General features: G+C 38.4%; 14 protein-coding genes and 1 pseudogene. 10 read left to right on the plus strand and 5 right to left on the minus strand.

Translation table 11 applies throughout. The annotated features are described in order from the left end of the window. Window positions 1-99: 99 nt before the first annotated feature. On the minus strand, window positions 100-1,038 hold the full coding sequence (locus tag CA600_RS27795) for a DUF2161 family putative PD-(D/E)XK-type phosphodiesterase (RefSeq protein WP_094874369.1): 939 nt from the start codon (window positions 1,036-1,038) through the stop codon (window positions 100-102). 181 nt (window positions 1,039-1,219) lie between these two features. Between CA600_RS27795 and CA600_RS27800 the strand changes: the two genes are divergently transcribed. From CA600_RS27800 to CA600_RS27810, 3 genes are all read left to right on the plus strand, one after another. Continuing rightward, the gene (locus CA600_RS27800; RefSeq protein ID WP_094874370.1) at window positions 1,220-3,115 is read left to right on the plus strand and encodes a PrkA family serine protein kinase; all 1,896 of its coding nucleotides are present in this window, start codon (window positions 1,220-1,222) and stop codon (window positions 3,113-3,115) included. 467 nt (window positions 3,116-3,582) lie between these two features. Further along, complete coding sequence (locus tag CA600_RS27805; protein ID WP_256990042.1) at window positions 3,583-4,509, plus strand: AraC family transcriptional regulator; 927 nt, start codon at window positions 3,583-3,585, stop codon at window positions 4,507-4,509. A gap of 451 nt (window positions 4,510-4,960) precedes the next feature. Then, on the plus strand, window positions 4,961-7,972 hold the full coding sequence (locus CA600_RS27810) for an S-layer homology domain-containing protein (RefSeq protein WP_094874371.1): 3,012 nt from the start codon (window positions 4,961-4,963) through the stop codon (window positions 7,970-7,972). A gap of 70 nt (window positions 7,973-8,042) precedes the next feature. Here the strand turns inward: CA600_RS27810 and CA600_RS27815 are convergent. Beyond that, window positions 8,043-8,627, minus strand: a pseudogene (locus tag CA600_RS27815) (SpoVR family protein); the annotation flags it as partial. 65 nt (window positions 8,628-8,692) lie between these two features. After that, window positions 8,693-10,618, minus strand: coding sequence for a hypothetical protein (locus tag CA600_RS27820; RefSeq protein ID WP_094874372.1), 1,926 nt, complete (start codon window positions 10,616-10,618; stop codon window positions 8,693-8,695). Window positions 10,619-10,879: 261 nt separating this feature from the next. On the opposite strand from CA600_RS27820, the gene CA600_RS27825 reads away from it, so the two are divergent. The 3 genes from CA600_RS27825 to CA600_RS27835 are packed head-to-tail and all read left to right on the plus strand — an operon-like array spanning window position 10,880 to window position 15,347. After that, complete coding sequence (locus CA600_RS27825) at window positions 10,880-12,286, plus strand: ABC-three component system protein (protein WP_094874373.1); 1,407 nt, start codon at window positions 10,880-10,882, stop codon at window positions 12,284-12,286. Continuing rightward, a complete protein-coding gene (locus tag CA600_RS27830; RefSeq protein ID WP_094874374.1) occupies window positions 12,283-12,978 on the plus strand; it encodes an ABC-three component system middle component 1 in 696 nt (231 codons plus the stop codon). Before CA600_RS27825 ends, CA600_RS27830 begins: the two co-directional genes overlap by 4 nt. Then, window positions 12,975-15,347 (plus strand): AAA family ATPase, encoded by a 2,373-nt coding sequence (locus CA600_RS27835; RefSeq protein WP_094874375.1) that lies wholly within the window; start codon window positions 12,975-12,977, stop codon window positions 15,345-15,347. Before CA600_RS27830 ends, CA600_RS27835 begins: the two co-directional genes overlap by 4 nt. A 145-nt stretch (window positions 15,348-15,492) precedes the next feature. On the opposite strand, the gene CA600_RS27840 is transcribed toward CA600_RS27835, so the two are convergent. Then, window positions 15,493-16,953, minus strand: coding sequence for a recombinase family protein (locus CA600_RS27840; protein WP_094874376.1), 1,461 nt, complete (start codon window positions 16,951-16,953; stop codon window positions 15,493-15,495). Between the two features lie 115 nt (window positions 16,954-17,068). On the opposite strand from CA600_RS27840, the gene CA600_RS27845 reads away from it, so the two are divergent. Beyond that, window positions 17,069-17,311, plus strand: a complete 243-nt coding sequence (locus CA600_RS27845) for a hypothetical protein (protein ID WP_094874377.1) — start codon at window positions 17,069-17,071, stop codon at window positions 17,309-17,311. A 157-nt stretch (window positions 17,312-17,468) separates the two neighbouring features. Here CA600_RS27845 and CA600_RS27850 read toward each other — a convergent pair whose 3' ends face one another. After that, window positions 17,469-17,813, minus strand: a complete 345-nt coding sequence (locus tag CA600_RS27850; RefSeq protein WP_094874378.1) for a helix-turn-helix domain-containing protein — start codon at window positions 17,811-17,813, stop codon at window positions 17,469-17,471. 44 nt (window positions 17,814-17,857) lie between these two features. On the opposite strand from CA600_RS27850, the gene CA600_RS31385 reads away from it, so the two are divergent. The 3 genes from CA600_RS31385 to CA600_RS27860 are packed head-to-tail and all read left to right on the plus strand — an operon-like array spanning window position 17,858 to window position 21,029. Further along, a complete protein-coding gene (locus tag CA600_RS31385) occupies window positions 17,858-18,016 on the plus strand; it encodes a hypothetical protein (protein WP_179281761.1) in 159 nt (52 codons plus the stop codon). Next, window positions 18,013-19,476, plus strand: a complete 1,464-nt coding sequence (locus tag CA600_RS27855) for a recombinase family protein (protein ID WP_094874379.1) — start codon at window positions 18,013-18,015, stop codon at window positions 19,474-19,476. The genes CA600_RS31385 and CA600_RS27855 overlap by 4 nt, the downstream gene beginning before the upstream one ends. Then, window positions 19,473-21,029 (plus strand): recombinase family protein, encoded by a 1,557-nt coding sequence (locus CA600_RS27860; RefSeq protein ID WP_094874380.1) that lies wholly within the window; start codon window positions 19,473-19,475, stop codon window positions 21,027-21,029. The genes CA600_RS27855 and CA600_RS27860 overlap by 4 nt, the downstream gene beginning before the upstream one ends. The last annotated feature ends 135 nt before the right edge of the window (window positions 21,030-21,164 follow it).

Below are 21,164 nucleotides of genomic sequence, written 5' to 3' on the forward strand. Positions count from 1 at the left end.
AAAGATCAAAATCGAAGTGAAAGATCAAAAGCAGAGAAAAAGATAAAGGCTCCAGCAAAAATTTGAAATTGAAAGAATTTTTTGTTTAGTATAGGCAAGCTAATTACTGTGATGATTGCTGTCATGGGGTACGCCGCCAGTGATAGCGGCGTATTCCACTAGCGCGGCCTGACCGGCTGGGGTCAGGGTATACCGCCCACGGCTGACACGGTGGAACCAGCCGTAGTAGTTGTGCTGCAGCATAGCGGCGGCGTTCGGTACGCCGCTACGCTTCCGCAGCTCGGCCGGAGAGATCCCGGCCGAGCGGGCGCTTGAGGCAGCGCTAGGGGCACCGCTTCGCGTGCCAGCCGCCGCTGCCTCCCGTGCTGCCGTGTCCCCGGCAGCAAGCCCCTCCGGCGCTGAGCTCAGCGCCGGAGCCTGTGCAGCGGTGCTCGCCGCTGCACGTTTGCCCGCTGCGAGCGAAGCCTTCGCAGCGGCCTTCTCGGCAGCGACGGCGGCTTCCGCCTCCGCTGCCTGTAGAGAAAGCGCGACACGCAGCGCTTTCTCGCGGTAGGCCGTCACGAGCTTGACGCGCGTGCTGCCGCCGATGTTGTAGTCTCCGCTGCGCTCGCGGAACTCATAGAGCAGACGTTCGCGCCGCCGCTTGTTGCTGCGCTGCGCAGGTGGTGTCTCGTTTGGCTCCACGAGCACCTCGACCAGCGGGGCTTTGGTCTTATAAAAAACAACGGTGATCAGCCCGAGACCAAGACGGCGACACAGTCCGCTAAGCTCGCCCCAGCGCTGGTTCACCGCCCCTTTTTTATCACGGACACGTTCCACTGCGAGATAGACCGTAGGACTGAGCTTTAGCCGTTCCACGCCTTGCAGGAGCAAGGCGAGGTTGAACGATTTTTTCATCTCTACGATTAGAGGGTGCTCTAAATCCTCACGAATACCCACCAAATCACAAGTCCGAACCTCTCCCTTGATGCTGTATCCTTGCTTTTCAAAAAAAACCTTCAAAGGAGCATACAGCTCCGTTTCATGTCGTACCGCCATAGTGTCACTCCCGTAGCCCTTTATTTTCGGGTTTCCATTAAGGTTTTACTGCGATTTTATGATTCTCTATTATAGCACAGCAAAAAAGAGGTCAACTATTCCGCGCTTGCCGCATAGGTATGTAATACACTTTTTAACGCTATAGGAGAGCAAGTAGGAGCGCAAGAGGAGGCAGCGAGCAATGGATATTTTTGAGCGAATAGCTTCGTATCGGGCTGAGAACGACCGTTTGGCGTGGAGCGGGACCTTCAAGCAGTATATAGAACTTTTGAAAAAAGACCCCTCTCCCGCTAAAACCGCTCACTCCCGCGTTTATGACATGATCAAGTCGCATGGCGTAGAGGACATAAACGGACGCAAACGTTATAAGTTTTTTGAACAGGAGATTTTTGGACTTGATCGTGCAGTCGAAAAGTTAGTGGAGGAATATTTTCATTCTGCAGCACGCCGGCTAGATGTTCGTAAACGGATTCTGTTATTGATGGGACCTGTCAGTGGGGGGAAATCGACCCTAGTCACGCTGCTAAAACGTGGTTTGGAACAGTACTCGCGGACCGATGCGGGTGCGGTATATGCAATAGAGGGCTGCCCGATGCATGAGGACCCACTACATTTGATCCCCCTGGAGCTTCGTCCAGAGATTGAAAAGGAGCTCGGTGTACGTATTGAGGGCAACCTATGCCCGTCTTGCCAGATGCGGCTGAGAAATGAATATGCGGGAGATATTGAGCAGGTCAAAGTGACTCGTGTCATTTTGTCAGAAGAAGAGCGGGTAGGGATTGGTACCTTTAGTCCATCCGATCCGAAGTCGCAAGATATCGCCGATTTGACAGGAAGTATCGACTTTTCGACCATTACTGAATTTGGTTCGGAATCTGATCCACGTGCATACCGTTTTGACGGAGAGCTCAATAAAGCTAACCGTGGACTGATGGAATTTCAAGAAATGCTCAAATGCGACGAAAAATTTCTATGGAACCTGCTATCACTGACACAAGAAGGCAATTTCAAGGCTGGCCGATTCGCGCTGATCAGTGCGGACGAAATGATCATCGCTCACACCAATGAAACCGAGTATAAGTCATTTATTTCTAATAAAAAGAATGAAGCGCTCCAGTCCCGTATGATTGTCATGCCTGTTCCGTATAACCTAAGAGTGTCGGAAGAGGAAAAAATCTACGCGAAGCTGATCGCCCAGAGTGATATGAACCATGTGCATATTGCGCCGCATGCGCTGCGTGCCGCTGCTATTTTCTCGATCCTGACCCGTCTGAAAGAAAGTAAAAAACAAGGCATGGATCTGATCAAAAAGCTCCGGATGTATGATGGGGAAGAGGTTGAGGGCTACAAAGAAGCAGATCTCAAAGAGATGCAAACGGAGTATTTGGATGAAGGCATGTCCGGAATAGATCCACGGTATGTTATCAACCGGATTTCCAGCGCTTTGATCAAAGGTGATCTGCAGTGCATGAACGCACTGGATGTCCTGCGGGCTATTAAAGACGGACTGGATCAGCATCCATCGATTACAAAAGAGGAGCGGGAGCGTTATTTGAACTTCATCTCCATTGCCCGCAAAGAATATGACATTTTAGCTAAAAGCGAAGTGCAAAAGGCCTTCGTCTACTCCTTTGAGGAGTCCGCCAAGACATTATTTGAGAATTATCTTGATAATATCGAAGCCTTCTGCAATTGGTCTAAAATCCGCGATCCGTTGACGGATGAGGAGATGGAGCCGGATGAGCGGTTAATGCGTTCGATTGAAGAGCAAATTGGTATCTCAGAGAATGCGAAAAAAGCGTTCCGTGAAGAGATCCTGATCCGGATTTCCGCGTATTCACGCAAAGGGAAGAAATTCGAGTACAACAACCACGACCGCCTGCGGGAAGCAATTGAGAAGAAGTTATTCACAGATCTCAAAGATATCGTCAAAATCACCACCTCGTCCAAAACGCCGGATGAAAGTCAGCTCAAACGGATCAATGAGGTGTGCGCTAGACTGATTGATGGGCATCACTATTGCCCCATCTGCGCTAATGAGCTGCTGAAGTATGTGGGCAGTCTGCTTAATCGGTAAAAAGAGTTCCTTTAAAGTACGTGGGTGTTCCAAAAGCCATGAAAATGGCTATGGGGCACCCTTTTTTGCCCTTTCATTTTTTTATCTACCTCCTTTTACCCTCTTTATGTTGATCTTAAGGCCGCCGCCCCCCATCTGACTAATTTGGTTGTTTTATGTAGAAAGTTCGGAGCTGCTAAAGGACATAGGTGACCCTAAAGGTTGATTTTAAACACATTTCGAAGGTTATCGGACTCCATAGACGCTATTAGCAGGAAAAGCACTAAATATGAGCTGCTTTTTGAGTAATAGCTGCACTGGAGTCCGAAACTCCGCTCAAAAGGCCATATGTTTGCCAATAACGTCATCTGGGTCCGTAAGCTAATGGGGGCGATGCATTTCATTAGTGGAACAAGCTCTTGTTGTTGTACAGTTAATTATACAGCTCAGCAAAACAGGAACAATCCTCCTCGCTTGCAGTTGATATAATGAAATCACCGTACGGGGGAAGGCTGGTGCTGCACTTGAATTACAGTAAAGATATAGAGAAATGTGTTGAATATATTGAAGCTCATATCAAAGAAAATATAACAGTGGAAGAAATAGCCGCTGAGGTTGGATATTCGGTGTATCATTTTTGCCGAGTGTTCAGCTTATGCAAGGAAATGTCCGTGATGGAATATGTGCGGAGCCGGAAATTATCTTTAGCGTCAATTGAATTGTTTGCCGGTAGAAGAATCATTGATATTGCGCTGGACTATGGTTTTGAGACACAAAGTGGATTCACTAAGGCCTTTCGCAAGGCTTTTGGCTATAGCCCGACACAGTATGCCGCACGGATGGACGGATTTACTAAAGGAAAAACACGATTTGAAATCGGAGGTTTTATAATGAACCCTGTTATTGTTCGCCAGCCTGCATTTAAGGTCGCTGGGTATGGGATCCAAACTAATGTTGCAGGAAGTATGTACACTAAGGATATTGCTTCTTTTTGGAGTCATTATGAGGGTGAGAATCTGGAGTCTAAAATGTATAAAATATTAAATCCGCCTAAACACGGAGAAGTCGGTTTGTGTATTCCTTCCTCGGATAATGGCAATGCCACCTATCTTCTAGGTGTTATTGTAGAGGACTACTCCAAGGTGGAAAAGGATATGCTGACGATGGATGTGCCGGAAGCCGAATATGCTGTGTTCACAACGCCGCCAGTGGATACTTCAACGGATACAGAGCAAATACAGTTTGCACAGGTTATAAAAAGCACTTGGAAGTATATCTTCGAAGAATGGTTTAAGGACAGCGGCTACTTCTATGATGACAGTAAGCTGGATTTCGAATTCTATGACGAACGCTGCCATTCGCGGCCGGATACGGTGATGGAGATTTATGTTCCTGTGAAAAAATCGACCGAATGATGTGTAAGGGCAAATGCTGCTCGGTGATGATCGTAACTTCGGGGAATGTTTGGACTTTCGGTCGCTGTTGTCTCTGAATTTATTGATTATTCCTTAGCGGATTAAATCCAGAAACAAAGGCGAACGCTACGCTCCTACAGTTCCAAACTTCCCCTACGTTACTTTTACCTCAGCAGCATTTGCAAAGTTCAATTATTCAGTCGATACGGGGTGTCGACGTAAGAAGGTCCGCAGCGGGTTATACGCTGCGGGCTTTTTAACGTGCTAATAATAGAAGCATCTGGAGCGGATCTAATAGACAAGAAAACAACATATCATGATCGACAAAATAAGACACCTATGTAAAAAACAGTATGATATGATCGCTATGAATTCTCTAGCACTATTGAACTAATAGTTAAAGGATTAGAAGTATCTGTAGTTCATTTTATACATAAATAGGAGGAGTAAAGTGATTACTAAACAGGTTTTATTAAAGAAAACTATCGTATTCATGCTTATTGTTTGTCTTACCTCATTACCTTTCGGTACGATTTTTGCAAGTAAGGCTTCTGATATTCAAGGGACTTGGGCTGAAGCGCAAATTACGAAATGGATGGAGAAAGGACTAGTATCAGGTTATCCAGACGGGGATTTTAAACCGGATCATTCGATTACAAGAGCTGAATTGGTTGTGCTAATCAATAAGTCTTTTGGATTTGTTAAGACAGAGGAGCATTCTTTTAAAGATGTAAAAGCTTCAGATTGGTATTATTCAGGTCTTTTAGTGGCGAATGCGGCAGGATACATACAAGGTTATTCAGATGGTTCATTCGGGCCTAATAAGAAGGTCACACGACAAGAATTTGCGGTGATTATTAGTAAATTACTTGCACTGTCTTCTTCAGATTCAACTAATAAGTTTATCGACACATCAGCTAGTCCTGTATGGAGTAAAGGGGCTATAGGGTCTGTATACGATAAAGGAATAATGTCGGGATATGCGGATAACACCTTTCATCCAGAATCATTTGCTACTCGTGCAGAGGCTATCGTAATCTTGGACAGATCCTTAACGATCAAGAATGAAGCTTCTATAGGAAGCCTCTCGTACGATATAGCGGGTACTTATGGTCCTTTAACAGGGAATGAGAAAGTAAGCGGAGACGTAGTTATTAACTCTCCTAATGTAACACTAAGAAACATGACTATCACGGGTAACTTATTACTCGCAGAAGGAATTGCCGAGGGAGATATATTGTTAAAAGATGTCACGGTTAACGGTATTACTACGGTTAAAGGTGGGGGAGCTCACAGTGTTCAGTTCGAAAATGTTAGACTAACCTCAGTGATTGTTGATAAGAAGATAGGGACGATTAGAATTGTTGCTATAGGTTCAACAGTTATTGATAAGCTTCAGGTTCAATCTGCGGCAACTATTGAAGCTGCTAATGGAGTGAGTATTCAAACTTTGATTCTGAACGCTAGTACGAATGTTGTAGGGAATGGGACGATTGTTCATGCAATTATAAATGCACTCGGAATTATTATGGAACAAGCCCCACGTAATTTAGAAGTTGGAAAAGATGTATCTTCAAATGTGAGCATAACTATTAACGGTGTAACTAGATCAGTATCAACACCTACACAGGCTCCTGCAGGAATAACATCTGGTTCTTCTGGTTCGCCAGGCGGATCATCACCGGGGGGAACGGGAACGGTACCAACGGTAACACCGGCACCGACACCGGTAACTACACCAACACCAACACCAACACCAGCGCCAACGCCAACGCCAACGCCTATTGTATCTCCATTACCAACTCCAATGCCGACATTTACGCCTGAAGTGACACCACCAGCACCAACAAGCACGCCTGGACCAGTGAATAATGTATTTGGAACAGTTACACGTGCAGATGGTCAGAAATTATTTAAAGAGGGCATTCTTTCTTTGAAAAAGGTTGAAAATGATATGAGTATTGGTTACGGAACAATGGTGATTGACGGGAAATTTAATATTAATTTACATGATGGAGATTATCTAATTACAGAGGTTTCTGATTTAAACTCATCGGAGCAGATTTCGTTATATTATATTTTCAAAGTATCTAATGGACAGCCTGACCCTAGTTCGCTTGATATTGTAATCCCAGAAGGACATCAAGGTAGTGTTAAGTTTCATGATGGTACTTCAGTAAGAAACGGTTCGTTAACTATTTCAAGGATAGAGCCCAATGTATCTGCTATTTTCAATGCACAAATAGTAGAAGGTGGATTTACTTTGTACTTACCGGATGGAACATATCTAGTTAATCAGATTAATAATGAAACCAAAGAGCAAATCTCACTAAATTATAAACTCAAGATTGTTAATGGTCAGATTGACCCAAGTCAACTTGCTATAATAATTCCTCCTAAGACTACTGGGACTATCGCTAGGGTAGATGGATCAGTAGTACCTTCCGGAACACTTATGGTGCATAGAACAGATAGTCCAGAGGTTCCAGGTTATTTCGCACAGGTTCTAGAGGGCGAGTATAGCCTGTATTTGTCTGACGGTAACTACCAGGCAGATAATTTTTTCGTCAATAATATCGCTAATAGAATTTCAATAGATTATAGGTTCACGGTGATTAACGGTAAGACGATCCCAAGTCCGTTGGCAATTACGATACCTAAAGCATATGTTGGTAGTGTTCAAAATGCGGATGGAAGTGTTATAACAAATGGATCTATAACCGTATATAAGACTAATGTAGATGGTTCCCAGTCCTTTTTCACTGCAGCTATTTACCAAGGAATATTTACCTTGTTTTTGCCTGAAGGTGCCTATCAATTAATTAATTTATCTAGCGGCATAGAGCAAATACGACTAAATTATTCTTTTATAATAGCAAATGACCAACCTGAACCGAATCTACTAAATATTATAGTGCCAAAGAAGTATACGGGGACAATTAGTTCTGAGGAGGGATCACAGGTAAATGGATGGCTCGGCCTTGTTAGCACTGGTTCCGAGAAGCCTGCTACTAAAAACTTCTTCCAAGTAAAAAATGGAGAATTTAACCTTTACTTACCGGAGGGGTCATATGAAGTTAATACATTTACTGATTTGAATCAAAATCAAACACCGCTAAGCTTTCCTATTACAATAGGGAAGGAGCAGACTAGTCCGGTTTCAATCCATATAGCATTACCTCAAAAAAATATTACAGGTACTTTAACCTATTCAGATGGATCGAACTTAGCAGACGGATTATTTTTTGTGATTAGTACGGAGTCGGGATCTACTTTTCAGTTAACTGTTTCAATGATTGATGGCAAATTTGATTTTTATTTACCTGATGGTAACTATAGAGTAATGTCCCATTTAAATCTAACGAACAAAATATCCACCTTTATCGGAACTAATTTCACGGTTATTGATGGGAAGTCTAACCCGGGTCCAGTCGTTATAATAGTGCCCTTACCAGAGTGGTAATAACATAACAACTAAAATGAAGAAGGCCCACAGAGCGCTGATGCTCTGTGGGCCTTCGTAAAGCTAACCCCTAAATAAACTTCCGCTGTACCTTCTTGCCATCATACGAGAACCGCGCCTTTTTATCCTCCACGACGGTCTGTAGATGAACAGTCCGACCCCATAACGAATAGATATGCGGGAGCGTGCGCTCCAGATACTTCAGATCCAGCTCGATGCTTTCGTAGCGGTGGGTTATAAATAGCTCGCCATTCTTCTCGAAGTCGGCATCCTCTATAACTAAGTAAGGAGAGCCGCCGTTGACTCGAGCGAGCACCAGTTGATCCCGTACATTTTCCCATGCTTTGTCGGTGATTTTCCATTCCGGGCCTTTTTTCTCAAAAACATAAAGATCGAGGTCGTTCACCAGTTCCTTGGACAGATAGCTGCGGATAAAAGAGGTATCGGACTCCAACTCACGAACCTCAAATATTTTCTCGCGGTCCCAGCGGCGTTCGATGTCTTCAAAGATTTTCAACCCCAGGTAGTATGGATTCAAGCTTTGCCGTGAGGGCTGCACGACGGAGGAATTCAGTTTAGCGTATTCTACGGTTTCTTCAACCGTTAGATCCAGTTCACGGACGATACGCTGATGCCAGTACGAAGCCCAGCCTTCGTATTGCTAAGGTGCTAAAACAGATTAATATCAGGAGCTATAGAAATTAGAGGTAGTATCCTCCTTTATGTTGTTTTTTCTGCGATTTTTACTTTAAAGGAAATATCAAATAACGAGTAAAGTTCATCCTTAAGTGGCATTATTGGGGAATACATTTGTTGATAAGCTTTCCCAATGGCTCCTGAGAATAAAGAAAGCTCTGGTTTTTTAGAACCACTGTTTAAAATATGTGAATTTGAAATCCCAGGATAAGGATCAATGTAATATATTGTTTTTATACCCATTTGATAAGATTTTTTAGAGCATAATTCACATGGGCTTGCTGTAGTGAATAAAAAGCCGTTTTCTACTGTTCCTCCACCAGATCTTGCTATTTGTAAAAATGCATTTTCTTCAGCATGTAGTGATCGTGTGTGAACTTGATTTTTCTCATTTTTCACACTGTTGTATACATCTTTAAAACAAAAAGAAAATGATCTACTATTAAAAATTTCCTTTGATTCTTTCGATTTCTCTGATCCGTGTAATTTGTCTTTGGTTTTATCCTTAATATGGTCTTTGAACTCTTTATCTGTTAATTCATATTCGCTGAACGCTTCGTGATCATCATTTTTAATAAGAGATGATAGGTTACGAATATTACAAGGAACTTGACCTTTTGGAACATCATTCCATCCAATTGCTTTTATAGAATAATCTGAAGAAGTAACAACAGCACCTACTTGGCGCGATAAACATCCAGAATTTAGCTTTGCATTATAGGCGATTTGCATACATCGTTCTATATGTGTTGGGGTGACTAAACCTGGATGCACTAAAAGTGTAATGAATTTGAGTAATTGTTTTTTTAACAAGTTCAAATCTTGTTCTTTACAGGTTGGATTATAAATATGAACATCTGATAGTTGAAGGCATTCCTGAATGTTTTGGTTTGAAAACCGTTCGATATCAGTGGGATTCTGTGGGTATTCGGTCCTGTCAATTTTTATAATATCCTCTAAATTATACTTGCTATTTTCGATTAATCGGTTTTTTCGAGTTTCATTATCGGTGTTAACAGAGAATAAATAAAATGCGGAGTAACGATCTTTAAAGAACATAGCTTCATATGGATTTCTAAATGCATCAATTACGACAAGTGTAGGTTGAAGAGTTTCGGAATTTTTAGCGAGGAATCTATTTCTGTATCTTATAACTTTCAATAAATTATTTATTCTTTCAGAAAGTTCAAATATGTTTTTAGGTGTAAAGCCTGGTAGGTAGGCATCTCCAGATTTACGGATATTGTTTGCAATTGTTTGATAAGTAATAGCAAATAAATTCGGTGAAACCTTATTTAATTCAATTTCGATTTTCTTTGTAAAGGTTGGAAGTTTATCGAAATAATAACTGTAAGCTTCATTGCAATTATCTAAGGTAATGCTACGTTCGTCATTATTATGATCGAACGGGTCTTTGACAGCATCCCGATTTTCTTTATGTTCTTTGTAGTCTTCAATTAATTCTATTTCTAATTTTGTATAGTCTTCGTTGGTTGGTTTTAACGATTTGACTAAAGTAATAAATTGATCAAGTGTATGATCAAGAATAAAAGTTGTAATTATTTCTCGCACTTTAATAACCTCGAATTTCTTCCAGTTATTTTCAGCATATTTGTGAATGATTTGATATTTTCTTTCTTCATTATCTTTGAAGTCATTTTTTTTAGGTTCTGGAGGTGCTAACTCAGAAAAATCACTTGCTAATAATTTTGCAACTGTAGAGCATCCTGAAGCAGTTCTTCCTGTTAGGCCGATTACAATAAATTGTTGGCGTTCTTCAAATAGCATCTTAGTGGCTTTTTGGACATCATTTAAATCTGAATCTGAGTGAGTAGTTGATGAAGTTTTAGCTTCTAGTACCGTATTAGGACCAACTTCATTTGATGAATTAACATTTGAAGATTCTTCTGTTATTTCAGAAGAAATAGAACTACTTAGCTCTGTACTCATGATACCCTCCTTGGAGATATGTATTTTAATTAATATTTTACAATTTTATTCCTATAAATGAAACAATTTGTAGATAGCTATCCTATAATGAGAATTTGGCAACCCCAAAAGACAATATTCAGAAGGCATATTGGAAGAATGGTTATTATATATTTCACTTAAAATTTCGGGAATAATATACATATTATTTTTTGAAAAGAAGGAAGATTGTTGAATTAAGTAGAATTATATACTTTTAAATTTATTTTAAAGGATGCTGAGATGAAAACTATAGAAATAGAATTAATCCCTTATCATAGCGCCATACCAAGCTGGAGTGGGTATCAATACCAAGGTAAAGTTGCTTTAAATGTTGTGCTTGATTATATACTCCGAATTGAACGAGAAGAGTATTCAAAGTATCTGCTTGAATTAGAGTGGTATGAGGATTTTTGTATTATTAGAGAGGATGAATATGTTTCAATACACCAAGTAAAGTCCTATAAAAATAAAAATTTGAGCGAGTATAAAGATGCGATTTGGAACTTGTTAGGTAAATCTATTCATAAATCATGTAAGAAGAGTTTTTTACATTCAACAATTGATCTGGGTACAGAAGATGAAATTAAAAGGGAATTAATTAAACTCAAGCCACCTAAGAAGCCCGAAGTCCCTGGTAAAGATTACAAAGGGCCTAAAAAAAGAGGCTACTCGCCATGGCATTATTATAACATGGTAACCTCTAAGGATGCTTATGACACTGCTTTTGAAAAATTCTCAAAGTATACGTACTCAGAATCAAAACAATACTGTCCTTTGCTCGATCTTGAAACAGAAATAAAGGGTCGTATTAAGGAATATTGCTCGGTTAATAAAGGCCAAGTTCCCACTGAAGCTCAAATAGAGACAACGTATACTTATTTGTTAGGTGAAATTGATAAGCACATTACATACAGACATTCAGATGAACAAGAAAATGAAGATGAGGAAATCACTCCTGATAAAATTTCATTTTTAGATATTATTGAAGTTCTTGATGCGAACTGGGAAGAACCATCAAAAGATTACGTGGTTTTCCAATTAAGAAATGTATTCCATAATACTTGTGAGTCATTATTCGTTGAACTTCATTCGGCGATAATGGAAAGTGAAAAATACGAAAGATTAGAGGATTTAGAAAGAATTGAGAGTTATGTGCAGGTTTTTGCAGCATTAAGTAACGATGCGTTTTTTAATTTTTGTCAGATGGTTACCCCTCATATTGAGATCCCTAAAGCCAGCGTTGATGCTTTTAGATGCCTTATCCCTTCTAATGGAATTGAAGTTCTATTTTCTTCTTTTTATGAAATAAAATGCATTCTAACGGGTTCTAAGTTTATTGTTAAAGATCAGAACGATAAGAACATTAGTTATTTACCAAGTACGATTAAACTTAGTGTTGGAAGAATAAGAACTGAGGCAAATGAAATATCTAAAATAGCAGTGGGTATTTTAGGAAACGCCTCAATTCGAAAAGAACTATTCGAAATTGAAGTGATTATTACAGAATCAATACTTGCAGATTCATTGGAGGTAGCTGCTAATAAATTTACTGATATTGAAACACTAAAAACAAACGATAAGATTACAAAAATAAAAAATATAAGATTAATTGATATTGATACAGCAATGGGGGAGTTAAATAAATGATTAGATTAATGCAAAAGTTATTCGAAGAAAATGATTTTGGGATTCGTCATTTTTTACATATACCAACCAACGTATTTGGTTTAGATAATCCGAGGGGGAGTTATTACCTTGCTGTTTTTTTAGAGGAAGATGAATCTTATGAAAGTCTTACTGCGGATATGTTTAATTCTTATTACGATGTAATTAAGGGTTTGCAAGATGGATATGATCCGCAGATGGATAAAAATTTATCACTACTGATATGCTTAAAAAGAAAGGTCCTTGAGCCCGATCATAAATTAAATAAAATAATTTTTGATATTGAGGAAGATCCTTATTTCTTTAAAAAGTATGTTCTGACATATACAGAACTCCAAGTTGAAAAGATACTAACAAGTTTAAGTGACAGTGGTCTTATGGATTATATACACAGAATTCTTAATGATGAGGCTATTTTTCAATCTCATAAAATTAGACCTCATGTGGAGTCAGAATACAATCTGATAAGTAGGTTATTTATTAAGTTGCCTTTCCTTGATTTAAGGAAGATGGATAGAGAACTCTCCAATCTAAGAAAAGATATTACCGATTTATTAACCCCTGAGCTTCTGAAATTACGTGATGATATAGTTCATTTACGTCCCAAAGAGACAATGAACGAAGAGATTTTTCGTAATTTGATTCTTAAATATGTAGAGGTGGAGAAAGAATGAAAAAGAACTTTGTAATAAACCAAATTTATATTGAGAATTTTAAATCAATTGATCGTCTTCATCTCGATTGGGGGCAGAATCAACTTATTGTACTTGATGGACCCAATGGATTTGGAAAAACAACAATTTTTGATGCAGTTGAACTTGTCTTAACTGGAAAGATTGACCGTATAAAAAAACCAGAGGATGCACGAATAGCATATAGCGATGTTCTTTTGAGTAACGATCCCACAAAAGATCTTATTATTAAAGTTCAATTCTGTTTTGAAGGTCAGAAGCTAACTTTAGCTAAAGCATTACCAGCGAATAAAATACTCACAGGAGTTCAGAGGCAACCAGGGAGATGGGAAATATTCGATACTCATTTATTAGAATCGTTTGATTCAGATCTTGATGATAATAATAAAATTGATCAGGCTGAATTAAACCGAAAGTTTGATATTACAGATCTTGAAAGGGTATTTAGTCTTTTTTATTACATACAACAACAAGAAAACACTGCATTTTTAAAACGTCCAGGGAAAGATAGGCTAACTGAAATTAGTCGCTTATTTGATACAAAGGATGAGGAAGAAGAAAAAGAATATTTGAAAACGGTATCTAAATTCTTGAATAAAGAGAAAAAAACTCTGGAAAAGGAAATCGGTGAGATTTCAAGTCGCTTGGAGCAATATAAAAATCTTGAAGGTGTTCAGGTCAACGAAGAGACAAAATATGAATCTATACTGGAAGAATCATCAGTTAAACCATGGGATCGTGAGAACATTGTAGTGCCAAATAGACAAACGCGTGACAAATTTATTGAAGAATTACTTGTACTTGATGATTTTATTATTCATTTTGATGAATATGAGAAAGCTAATTTTAATAAGAAGCTAACTAAATTCGCTGATGATAAAGAATTGTTGAAGTATGCTATAACAGGAGCCTCATTTATAACGGATTTTCAAGTAATTCGAAATACTTATAATAAGGAAAAACGAGTCAGAACTCTTTTCTCTCAATTTCAAGAGTTTCGTAAAAATATATTTGGTATTAACTTTGCAGCATTAAATTCAGAGATTGATATTGAAATTGATTTAAATCATATAATACCTAAAGTGGAATCTTTAAAGAGTCAGGAACGAAATATTTCACAGTTGTCAAATATTGTTAACGAATTAAATTTTACAAGAGAAAAATTATTGGTACAAATGAATAACTTTCACAAGCATGAAGGAACAATTGCTGAAGATTGTCCTTTCTGCGGGTACAATTGGGGAGATCATGAAAGACTACTTTCAGAAATTCAGGCTAAAAAGGATTATTTTTCTTCAATGCATGATGAGACTGCTGAAACACAAAATAAAGAAATTAAGGATTTATTTGACTTACATTTAAAAGAAGCTTATGAGTCATTAAAGGAATATCTTTCTGATCCTAAATTTCAAGTAGTAGAATTCTTTTATAGAGACGTTGAAAAAGCCAGTAACAGAGAAAAAGAAATATTTAATTTTATTGAATGGTGTGGATTAAATGCCATTAATATTACTCACTACTTTAATGTTGAATTTAATAAAAGCATAGATGTCGTAAATTTAGAACATCTTGTTGAGGAATTATCATTGGATTTAAAAAAACATAAGAAACAGATTAAAGAAGGTTATTCAGAGATAGAAGAAAAATTCAAATTGTTTGATTCTCTCTTTAAAGAACTTTTTAAAGAGAAAGATTCAATTATAAAAAGTTTATCGAGTGAAAAGATCGAAAGGAAAAAGCAGTATATTGATTATGTATATTATCATCAAAATAATGAAAAAAAAATTGAAGAAGAAACGAAATTACTTAAATATCAAGAAAACCATCGTAAATTAGTAGTAAAAGAAAAAGATTTAAATATTCTAATTGGAATTTATGATACTGCAATAAAAAATCATTGGAACAAAATAATGATCGATATTGAAATACCGTTTTACATATTTAGTGGTAAAATAATACAAAATTATCAAAGAGGAATCGGATTTTTTATCAAGGAAAAAACAGATACTGCTAGTATTATTTTTGTATCTGATATTAACTCCGACCATGATGCTCTTAATTATCTAAGTTCTGGGCAGCTATCAGCGATTGTTATTTCATTTGCTTTAGCTCTAAATAAGATATACGGACACAATGATTTAGGTATTTTATTGATTGATGATCCTGTTCAAACTATGGATGAAATAAATATGGCATCTTTATCAGAACTATTACGTAATGATTTTTCACATAAACAAATCATTATATCAACACATGAAAGTGACGTGTCACGCTATTTGCAATACAAATTTAGCAAGTATGGTCTTGATACGGCAAGTTTTAATATGCGAGAAAAAACGCATGTTTTTTAGAAAAATATAATTACTAAATAAGAGTCGCGAAAGAAGATTTCATCGCGACTTTTATTAGATTTTTTCTAATACGTGCTTTTTTAATTCACTTTGAAGAAACGGAATTTAATAATCCCTATTTTCTAATAATTCTTAGTTGAATCTACTAGCTTATGTCCAACTCTATATCCAACTCCCCCTCCCCCAAAAGCGTAACCTTCGCAACTAACGTCCGAAGCAACACCTTAGCCTCCTCCACGGGAAGCGTATTTATCGCATCCAGTACCGTCTTAATCTTGCTTTCAATCATCTCCTTCAACTCTTCTAGATGCATTTTCTCTCCCTGTTCATCCGAACTCTGATTCTCTTGAATAATCCGTTCCATCCGTTGCTTCTCCTCGTTAAGATCCTGCAACTCAATTAACCCAGAAGTATAGGCTTCGACCTTTCGTTTATATCTATTTTTAGCTGCCGTAATTTGTTGATCACCACGGTTACTTTGGCTGTTGCGCGCTTTTTCGATGAGATGAGGGATTAGTTCAAGACTAAGAGACTCGGACAACTTTGCTAACCCTTCCAGAAACCAGGATTCAACTTCATCGGCTTTGTACTGCTTGCTTGTACATGTCCCTTTGTTCTTATTCGCAGAGCAGCGGTAAACACGGTAGCGTCTGTCTCGTGACCCTGACCAACCAATGCTCATTCCAGAACCACAGTTCCCACATTTCAATATGCCTCCGAGAAGATGAGGGCTGGTCTGGGCACGGGGGGCTATACTTGGTCTGTTCATTTTTATTTGCACTCTTTCCCAAGTGTTCTTGTCAATAATGACAGGTAGGCAAGCATCAATTACGATCCAATCCTTATCATCCTTTATGGTTCTTTTTTTCTTGCTAGAATCAACACGATTCCATACGAAAGTACCCTTATAAACTGGATTGGTGAGGAGCAGTTTTACAGAACGAATAGACCACTCTTTATTATGTCTGGAGGGGATACCTTGTTCGTTTAATTGTCTGGCAATAGCGAAGAATCCTAGTCCCTGATTTAGGTATAGCTCATACATTTGCCGAACAATTTTAGCCTCTGGTTCATAAATGACAAGTATCTTTTCTTCAAGCCGATATCCGTAGGGACTCTGGGTCAGCCACTTTCCCTGGTTGGCAGCGTGGAACATATTATCTAGAACACGCTCCCGAATACGCTCACGTTCAAATTCAGCTACAGCGCCAAGCACTTGAAGAGTCAGACGACCAGAAGGGGTATTGGTATCAAATGATTCACTGATTGATATAAAAGCTACCTCATGCTGTTGGAACATATCAATGAGTGTAAGTAAGTCCAGTAGTCGGCGGCTCATCCGATCCAGTTTGGTAACCATGACTTTCGAAATTTCGCCGTTCTCTATGTATGTCATCAACCGTTTGAGCTGAGGACGGTCTGTGCTTTTAGCGGAGTAACCATCATCAATGAATAAAAGGACTTCGTCTGACCATCCCATAGCCTTGCAATAGGCTTTAAGGCGCTCCTGCTGTTCATCAAGGGAAACACCCTCACGGGCTTGCTCATCAGTTGATACACGGCAATAAATCGCTACAAAGCGGCTTGCGTTGCTATCGACATTCATTAGCTGTTCCCCCTGGTGAACTGGTTCTTTATTCTATGCATCAAAAATTAGATTTACGATTATAGGGTTGTCCGCGCCTTTCCTCTACATAGGTTGTATTAAGGGGGGAGGCACGATGGACCTGAAGATCCGTTTTATTGTCAACACTCCTAACGAGCAGATTTGCTTTGGCAATCTTAAGGAAATCGCCCATTCCGAAACATTAGAGAAGTTAGCGGAACACTTCGCTACTTGGGAGAAGACGCTAAAAGAGCGGGCTGCCGAACATCTTCTTACAGAGACCATTGGCTCGGAACAAGCAAGTGGATATCGAATAAGCTTTGTTCATAAAGAAGAGAGTCTACCCGATGTGGGATAGACTCTCCTTTTCTGAACAAGCATTTTATCTTTAATGCAGCGAAAGGAGAGCCAACCTGATGCAGGTTAGACTCCCCTTTTGTTTGATCTATATTCACATGAGTAAATATTTGTTCATTTTGATGAATAGATTTTTATGAACATGCACATATTACCAACTACAGAGAGTTAGTGGAGTAATGTGTAAGAAAAACTTCTGCTCCTTCTTCCACACATCGAAGCAAGTATTCAGCAGCATCAGGTTTATACTCTTGCAATGCAAAGAGAAGTTTATATACCCGATCAAGCCGCAGTCGTAGTTCATCGTTATTGTCAGTAGGATATGGAACAAGAGTAAGGTCGTTTTGTAGATGCTCCAAAATACTAAGAGTTATGTTTTGGGTTTTCCCCGTTTCTAGGTTAGAAAGATACCCTGAAGATACGCCGAGCTCATCAGCATAGGCATTAAGACTAATCCCTCTTTGGGTGCGAATCTGACGGATTTGTTTACCGATTTCTTGCATCACACAGCCTCCTATAAATCAATTACTAGAAAGGAATTGAGTTCATGAAAAAAAGGTACCAAGAGATTAAGGATGCCCAAATTCAGTCGGTAAAATACGTGAATGATCCTGAAGCAGCCAAACAATATCATGATTTGTTTCTGGAGGTTGTCCAAAAAATTATTGAAGAAGAAATGAATAAGAAAAGTGAGGAGTTCCAATGAAGACCGCGTTGTACGCAAGACATTCGATAAAAGAAGCGAAACAAAAGACTTCAATGGATTCACAGACTTACGAAGGCGAGATGGCGGCACTTAGGAACAAATTGTTTATCGATGATAGCTATCTTGATCCCGAAGTATCTGCACGAAACAAGAGTTTGACAGAGCGACCAGAATTACATCGATTATTATGCGATATAAAAGCTGGTATTGTGAAAAATGTGATCGTAAGCCGCCGTTGTCGCTTAGCAAGAAACTTATCAGAGCATCTTGATATATATGATATTTTTTGGAAACACGGGATTAATGTTATTTTTTCGGTGAGCAGTGAACCTCCGATGATCTATTCGGAAGAAGGAGAAATTCTTGAAGCGATATACGGAGCTAAGAATGAAATTGAAGGAAATAAAATCATACAAGGAATAAAGGCTGGTAATAGTGCTAAAGCAAAAGATGGCAGAAAACCTGGGGGAACTGTCCCTTACGGTTACAGAACAATTGACACTGACGATAAGAAAAAAATGGGAACGATGAGGAAAGAGGATGCAGAGGTTGACTTAATATTAAAGATGTTTGAAGTTTTTCTTGATCAAGACTTCAAAAATTTTGCAAGTTATGTGAAGTACTTAAAATCTCATCTTGGTCTTCCTTCATCTTGGAATAGTTCACGTGTAGGGAGTATGATCGAAAATCAAATTTATAACGGTTATCTGGATTATGATGGGGAATGTACTCCTGTTCCACAACTTCGTATTTTTGATAACGAAGATACCTGGAAACTGATAAATGATAAATATCATTCGAATTATGTAACTGGAAGAGTAAATTCTAAGCATCCTGTGGAATTTCTGCTCAAAGATAAAGTGACTTGTTCATTTTGTGAGGAAGTTATGACAACCAGAAAGTACATCTATAAGGGGATTGATGGGTATTACGAGTGTAAGGAACATTGTCTGAAGATAAAAAAGCATGACATTGAAAAGAAATATTTAGAAGAGGCTAAGAAATATCTTCGAGAAGATATACCTTTCCAATTTAATGAAAAATATAATCCTGAAGTAATGAACAAAACGATTGACTTAGAAAAGAAGTTGTTTAATTTGGAGGTTCACCTTCGGAGTCTCGGGAAAACATTAATACATTTAACTCAAGTTTATTTAAATGATAAATCAGAAGGAAACAAACAAAAACTGGTTGACCTTAAGCTTGAATATAATCGTATCCAGGAACAAATAAGTTCTAAAAAGCTAGAACTAGATAAATATAAGGGAATGGTTAAATATTCTGTACCTTCACGTTTTGAAGCAGCTGAGTTAATTTTGGAAGCTAAATTATCAGAATTTGTAGATGAAGATTTGGTACAGTTTCTTCTAACCTTGCATTCAGGGATTACAGCTTACCCTAACAAGATTAGGATCAATTGGAATGATGAAAAACATAAATTCAAAGAGGTGGAATTTTGATTCAGATCGATTTTGTTAACCCAGGAATGAAAGGTGTATTTTACGGAAGGCATTCTACAGATAAACAAGATATGGAATCACAAGAAAAGGCTTGCGAAGCGTTTGTAAAGGAACACGAATTAATACTTATTGGTAAGTATAAAGACAGTGCAGTTTCAGCTAGAAAAAAAGCAATGTATGAACGTCCCGAATTAAAAAAGCTGCTTACTGATGCAAAAGATAAATTGTTTGATTTTGTTTTGATTTGGTCTGAAGATCGACTAGCAAGAAAAACCCGAGAGCACCGAGAAATTAGAAAGATTTTTCATGATAATAATATACCTGTGTATGTGCTGCATAATAACACCCGCTATGATGAGGGAGAGATACTAACTCAGACAATACGAGACAGTTTCTCACAGTATCAGGGAGATAAAATTGCGGGAGATACAAAAAGAGCGATGAAAACATTACTAAGACAGGGAAAATGGACAGGTGGGAAAGTCCCATATGGGTATAGGTATCTCCAAGATTCCAAAGAATTTGTCAGCATACCTGAAGAAATAGTACACGTAAAAAAAGTGTATTCACTTTATAAACAGGGTAATTTAGGATTCCGTGCCATCGCTAATATGATGGATATAGAATCAAGAAGAGGGGGGGATTGGAAAAGTTATCACATCAAGGAGATCATTACTAATCCGTTTTACGCAGGTTATTTAACATTGAACCGACGCGATCAGCTTGCTCGCCAAACCGTAAATAAAGAAGAGTCAGCGTGGAAGGAATATATAAATAACTCTATTGAACCTGCTGTTACACATGAGGAGTGGAAAAGAACTTGGTTTATTTATAAAAATCGAAGTGATTCTTACGATGGTGAAGATTCACCAAAGAACGCTGGTCTTCAATTTCCTCATTTCTATCTCACTCCAAATGTCTTGAATGGATTGATCTTTTGTTCGACATGTATCAAACGCTTAGAATGTAAAAATATGACATCAAAGAAAAATGGTAAGGACTATGGAGATGTTTTTTATATTTGTAAAGGGTGTAACTATAAGGTATCATCGTCAGATTTACTACCGATATCCAAAGACATATGGAGGAAGATCCAGCGGACAGTCAATGTTACTAAAATTTCAGTGATTATATATGATCGTTTCCAAAGCGAAATAGAAAACTTAAAGGAAAGCATTAAAACTTATCAAGAACAAATCCAAGAATTTTCTAGTAATAAAGTTAAGTACGAACTCTGGATTGAAGAGTACGCCAGAACGGATAGTAAAGAAAAAGATCTATACGAAGTGTTTAGCTTAGCTAATTCCTATAATGAAAAGTATTCAGCAAATGCCAAGGAAATGTATACTCGACTTAAATACAAATTGGATTATTTAAATCAGGATAAAGATAAAGTCATACAAGACACGGAACGACTGTTGACCACCATTAAGAAAGATTACGACGTAATCCCCATACACCACTTAAAACAATTACTCCATTTTGCTCTGGATTACATCTGGATTGATCAGGACGGGAACATTGAATATGCAATCAAATCGGAATTAGTGTAAACCGTTCTCTTATTGGGAGCGGTTTTTAGTACTCATATTTTGACGTGGATAAGGATTCGATAAAGCTAGTGTTTCTCGGTAAGTGTATAACGATTAAAGATGAGTTGTTAAAAAAGTAAGGCGAGTGTATAGGGG

Source organism: Paenibacillus sp. VTT E-133280 (assembly GCF_002264385.1).
Classification (GTDB): Bacteria; Bacillota; Bacilli; order Paenibacillales; family Paenibacillaceae; genus Paenibacillus_AQ; species Paenibacillus_AQ nitricinens.

What these genes read in the sequence shown, in the direction of transcription:
- CA600_RS27795 (WP_094874369.1), bottom strand. Translation starts at nt 1,038, where the DNA reads ATGGCGGTACGACATGAAACGGAGCTGTATGCTCCTTTGAAGGTTTTT.
- CA600_RS27800 (WP_094874370.1), top strand. Translation starts at nt 1,220, where the DNA reads ATGGATATTTTTGAGCGAATAGCTTCGTATCGGGCTGAGAACGACCGT.
- CA600_RS27805 (WP_256990042.1), top strand. Translation starts at nt 3,583, where the DNA reads ATGAAATCACCGTACGGGGGAAGGCTGGTGCTGCACTTGAATTACAGT.
- CA600_RS27820 (WP_094874372.1), bottom strand. Translation starts at nt 10,618, where the DNA reads ATGAGTACAGAGCTAAGTAGTTCTATTTCTTCTGAAATAACAGAAGAA.
- CA600_RS27825 (WP_094874373.1), top strand. Translation starts at nt 10,880, where the DNA reads ATGAAAACTATAGAAATAGAATTAATCCCTTATCATAGCGCCATACCA.
- CA600_RS27830 (WP_094874374.1), top strand. Translation starts at nt 12,283, where the DNA reads ATGATTAGATTAATGCAAAAGTTATTCGAAGAAAATGATTTTGGGATT.
- CA600_RS27835 (WP_094874375.1), top strand. Translation starts at nt 12,975, where the DNA reads ATGAAAAAGAACTTTGTAATAAACCAAATTTATATTGAGAATTTTAAA.
- CA600_RS27840 (WP_094874376.1), bottom strand. Translation starts at nt 16,953, where the DNA reads ATGAATGTCGATAGCAACGCAAGCCGCTTTGTAGCGATTTATTGCCGT.
- CA600_RS27845 (WP_094874377.1), top strand. Translation starts at nt 17,069, where the DNA reads ATGGACCTGAAGATCCGTTTTATTGTCAACACTCCTAACGAGCAGATT.
- CA600_RS27850 (WP_094874378.1), bottom strand. Translation starts at nt 17,813, where the DNA reads ATGCAAGAAATCGGTAAACAAATCCGTCAGATTCGCACCCAAAGAGGG.
- CA600_RS31385 (WP_179281761.1), top strand. Translation starts at nt 17,858, where the DNA reads ATGAAAAAAAGGTACCAAGAGATTAAGGATGCCCAAATTCAGTCGGTA.
- CA600_RS27855 (WP_094874379.1), top strand. Translation starts at nt 18,013, where the DNA reads ATGAAGACCGCGTTGTACGCAAGACATTCGATAAAAGAAGCGAAACAA.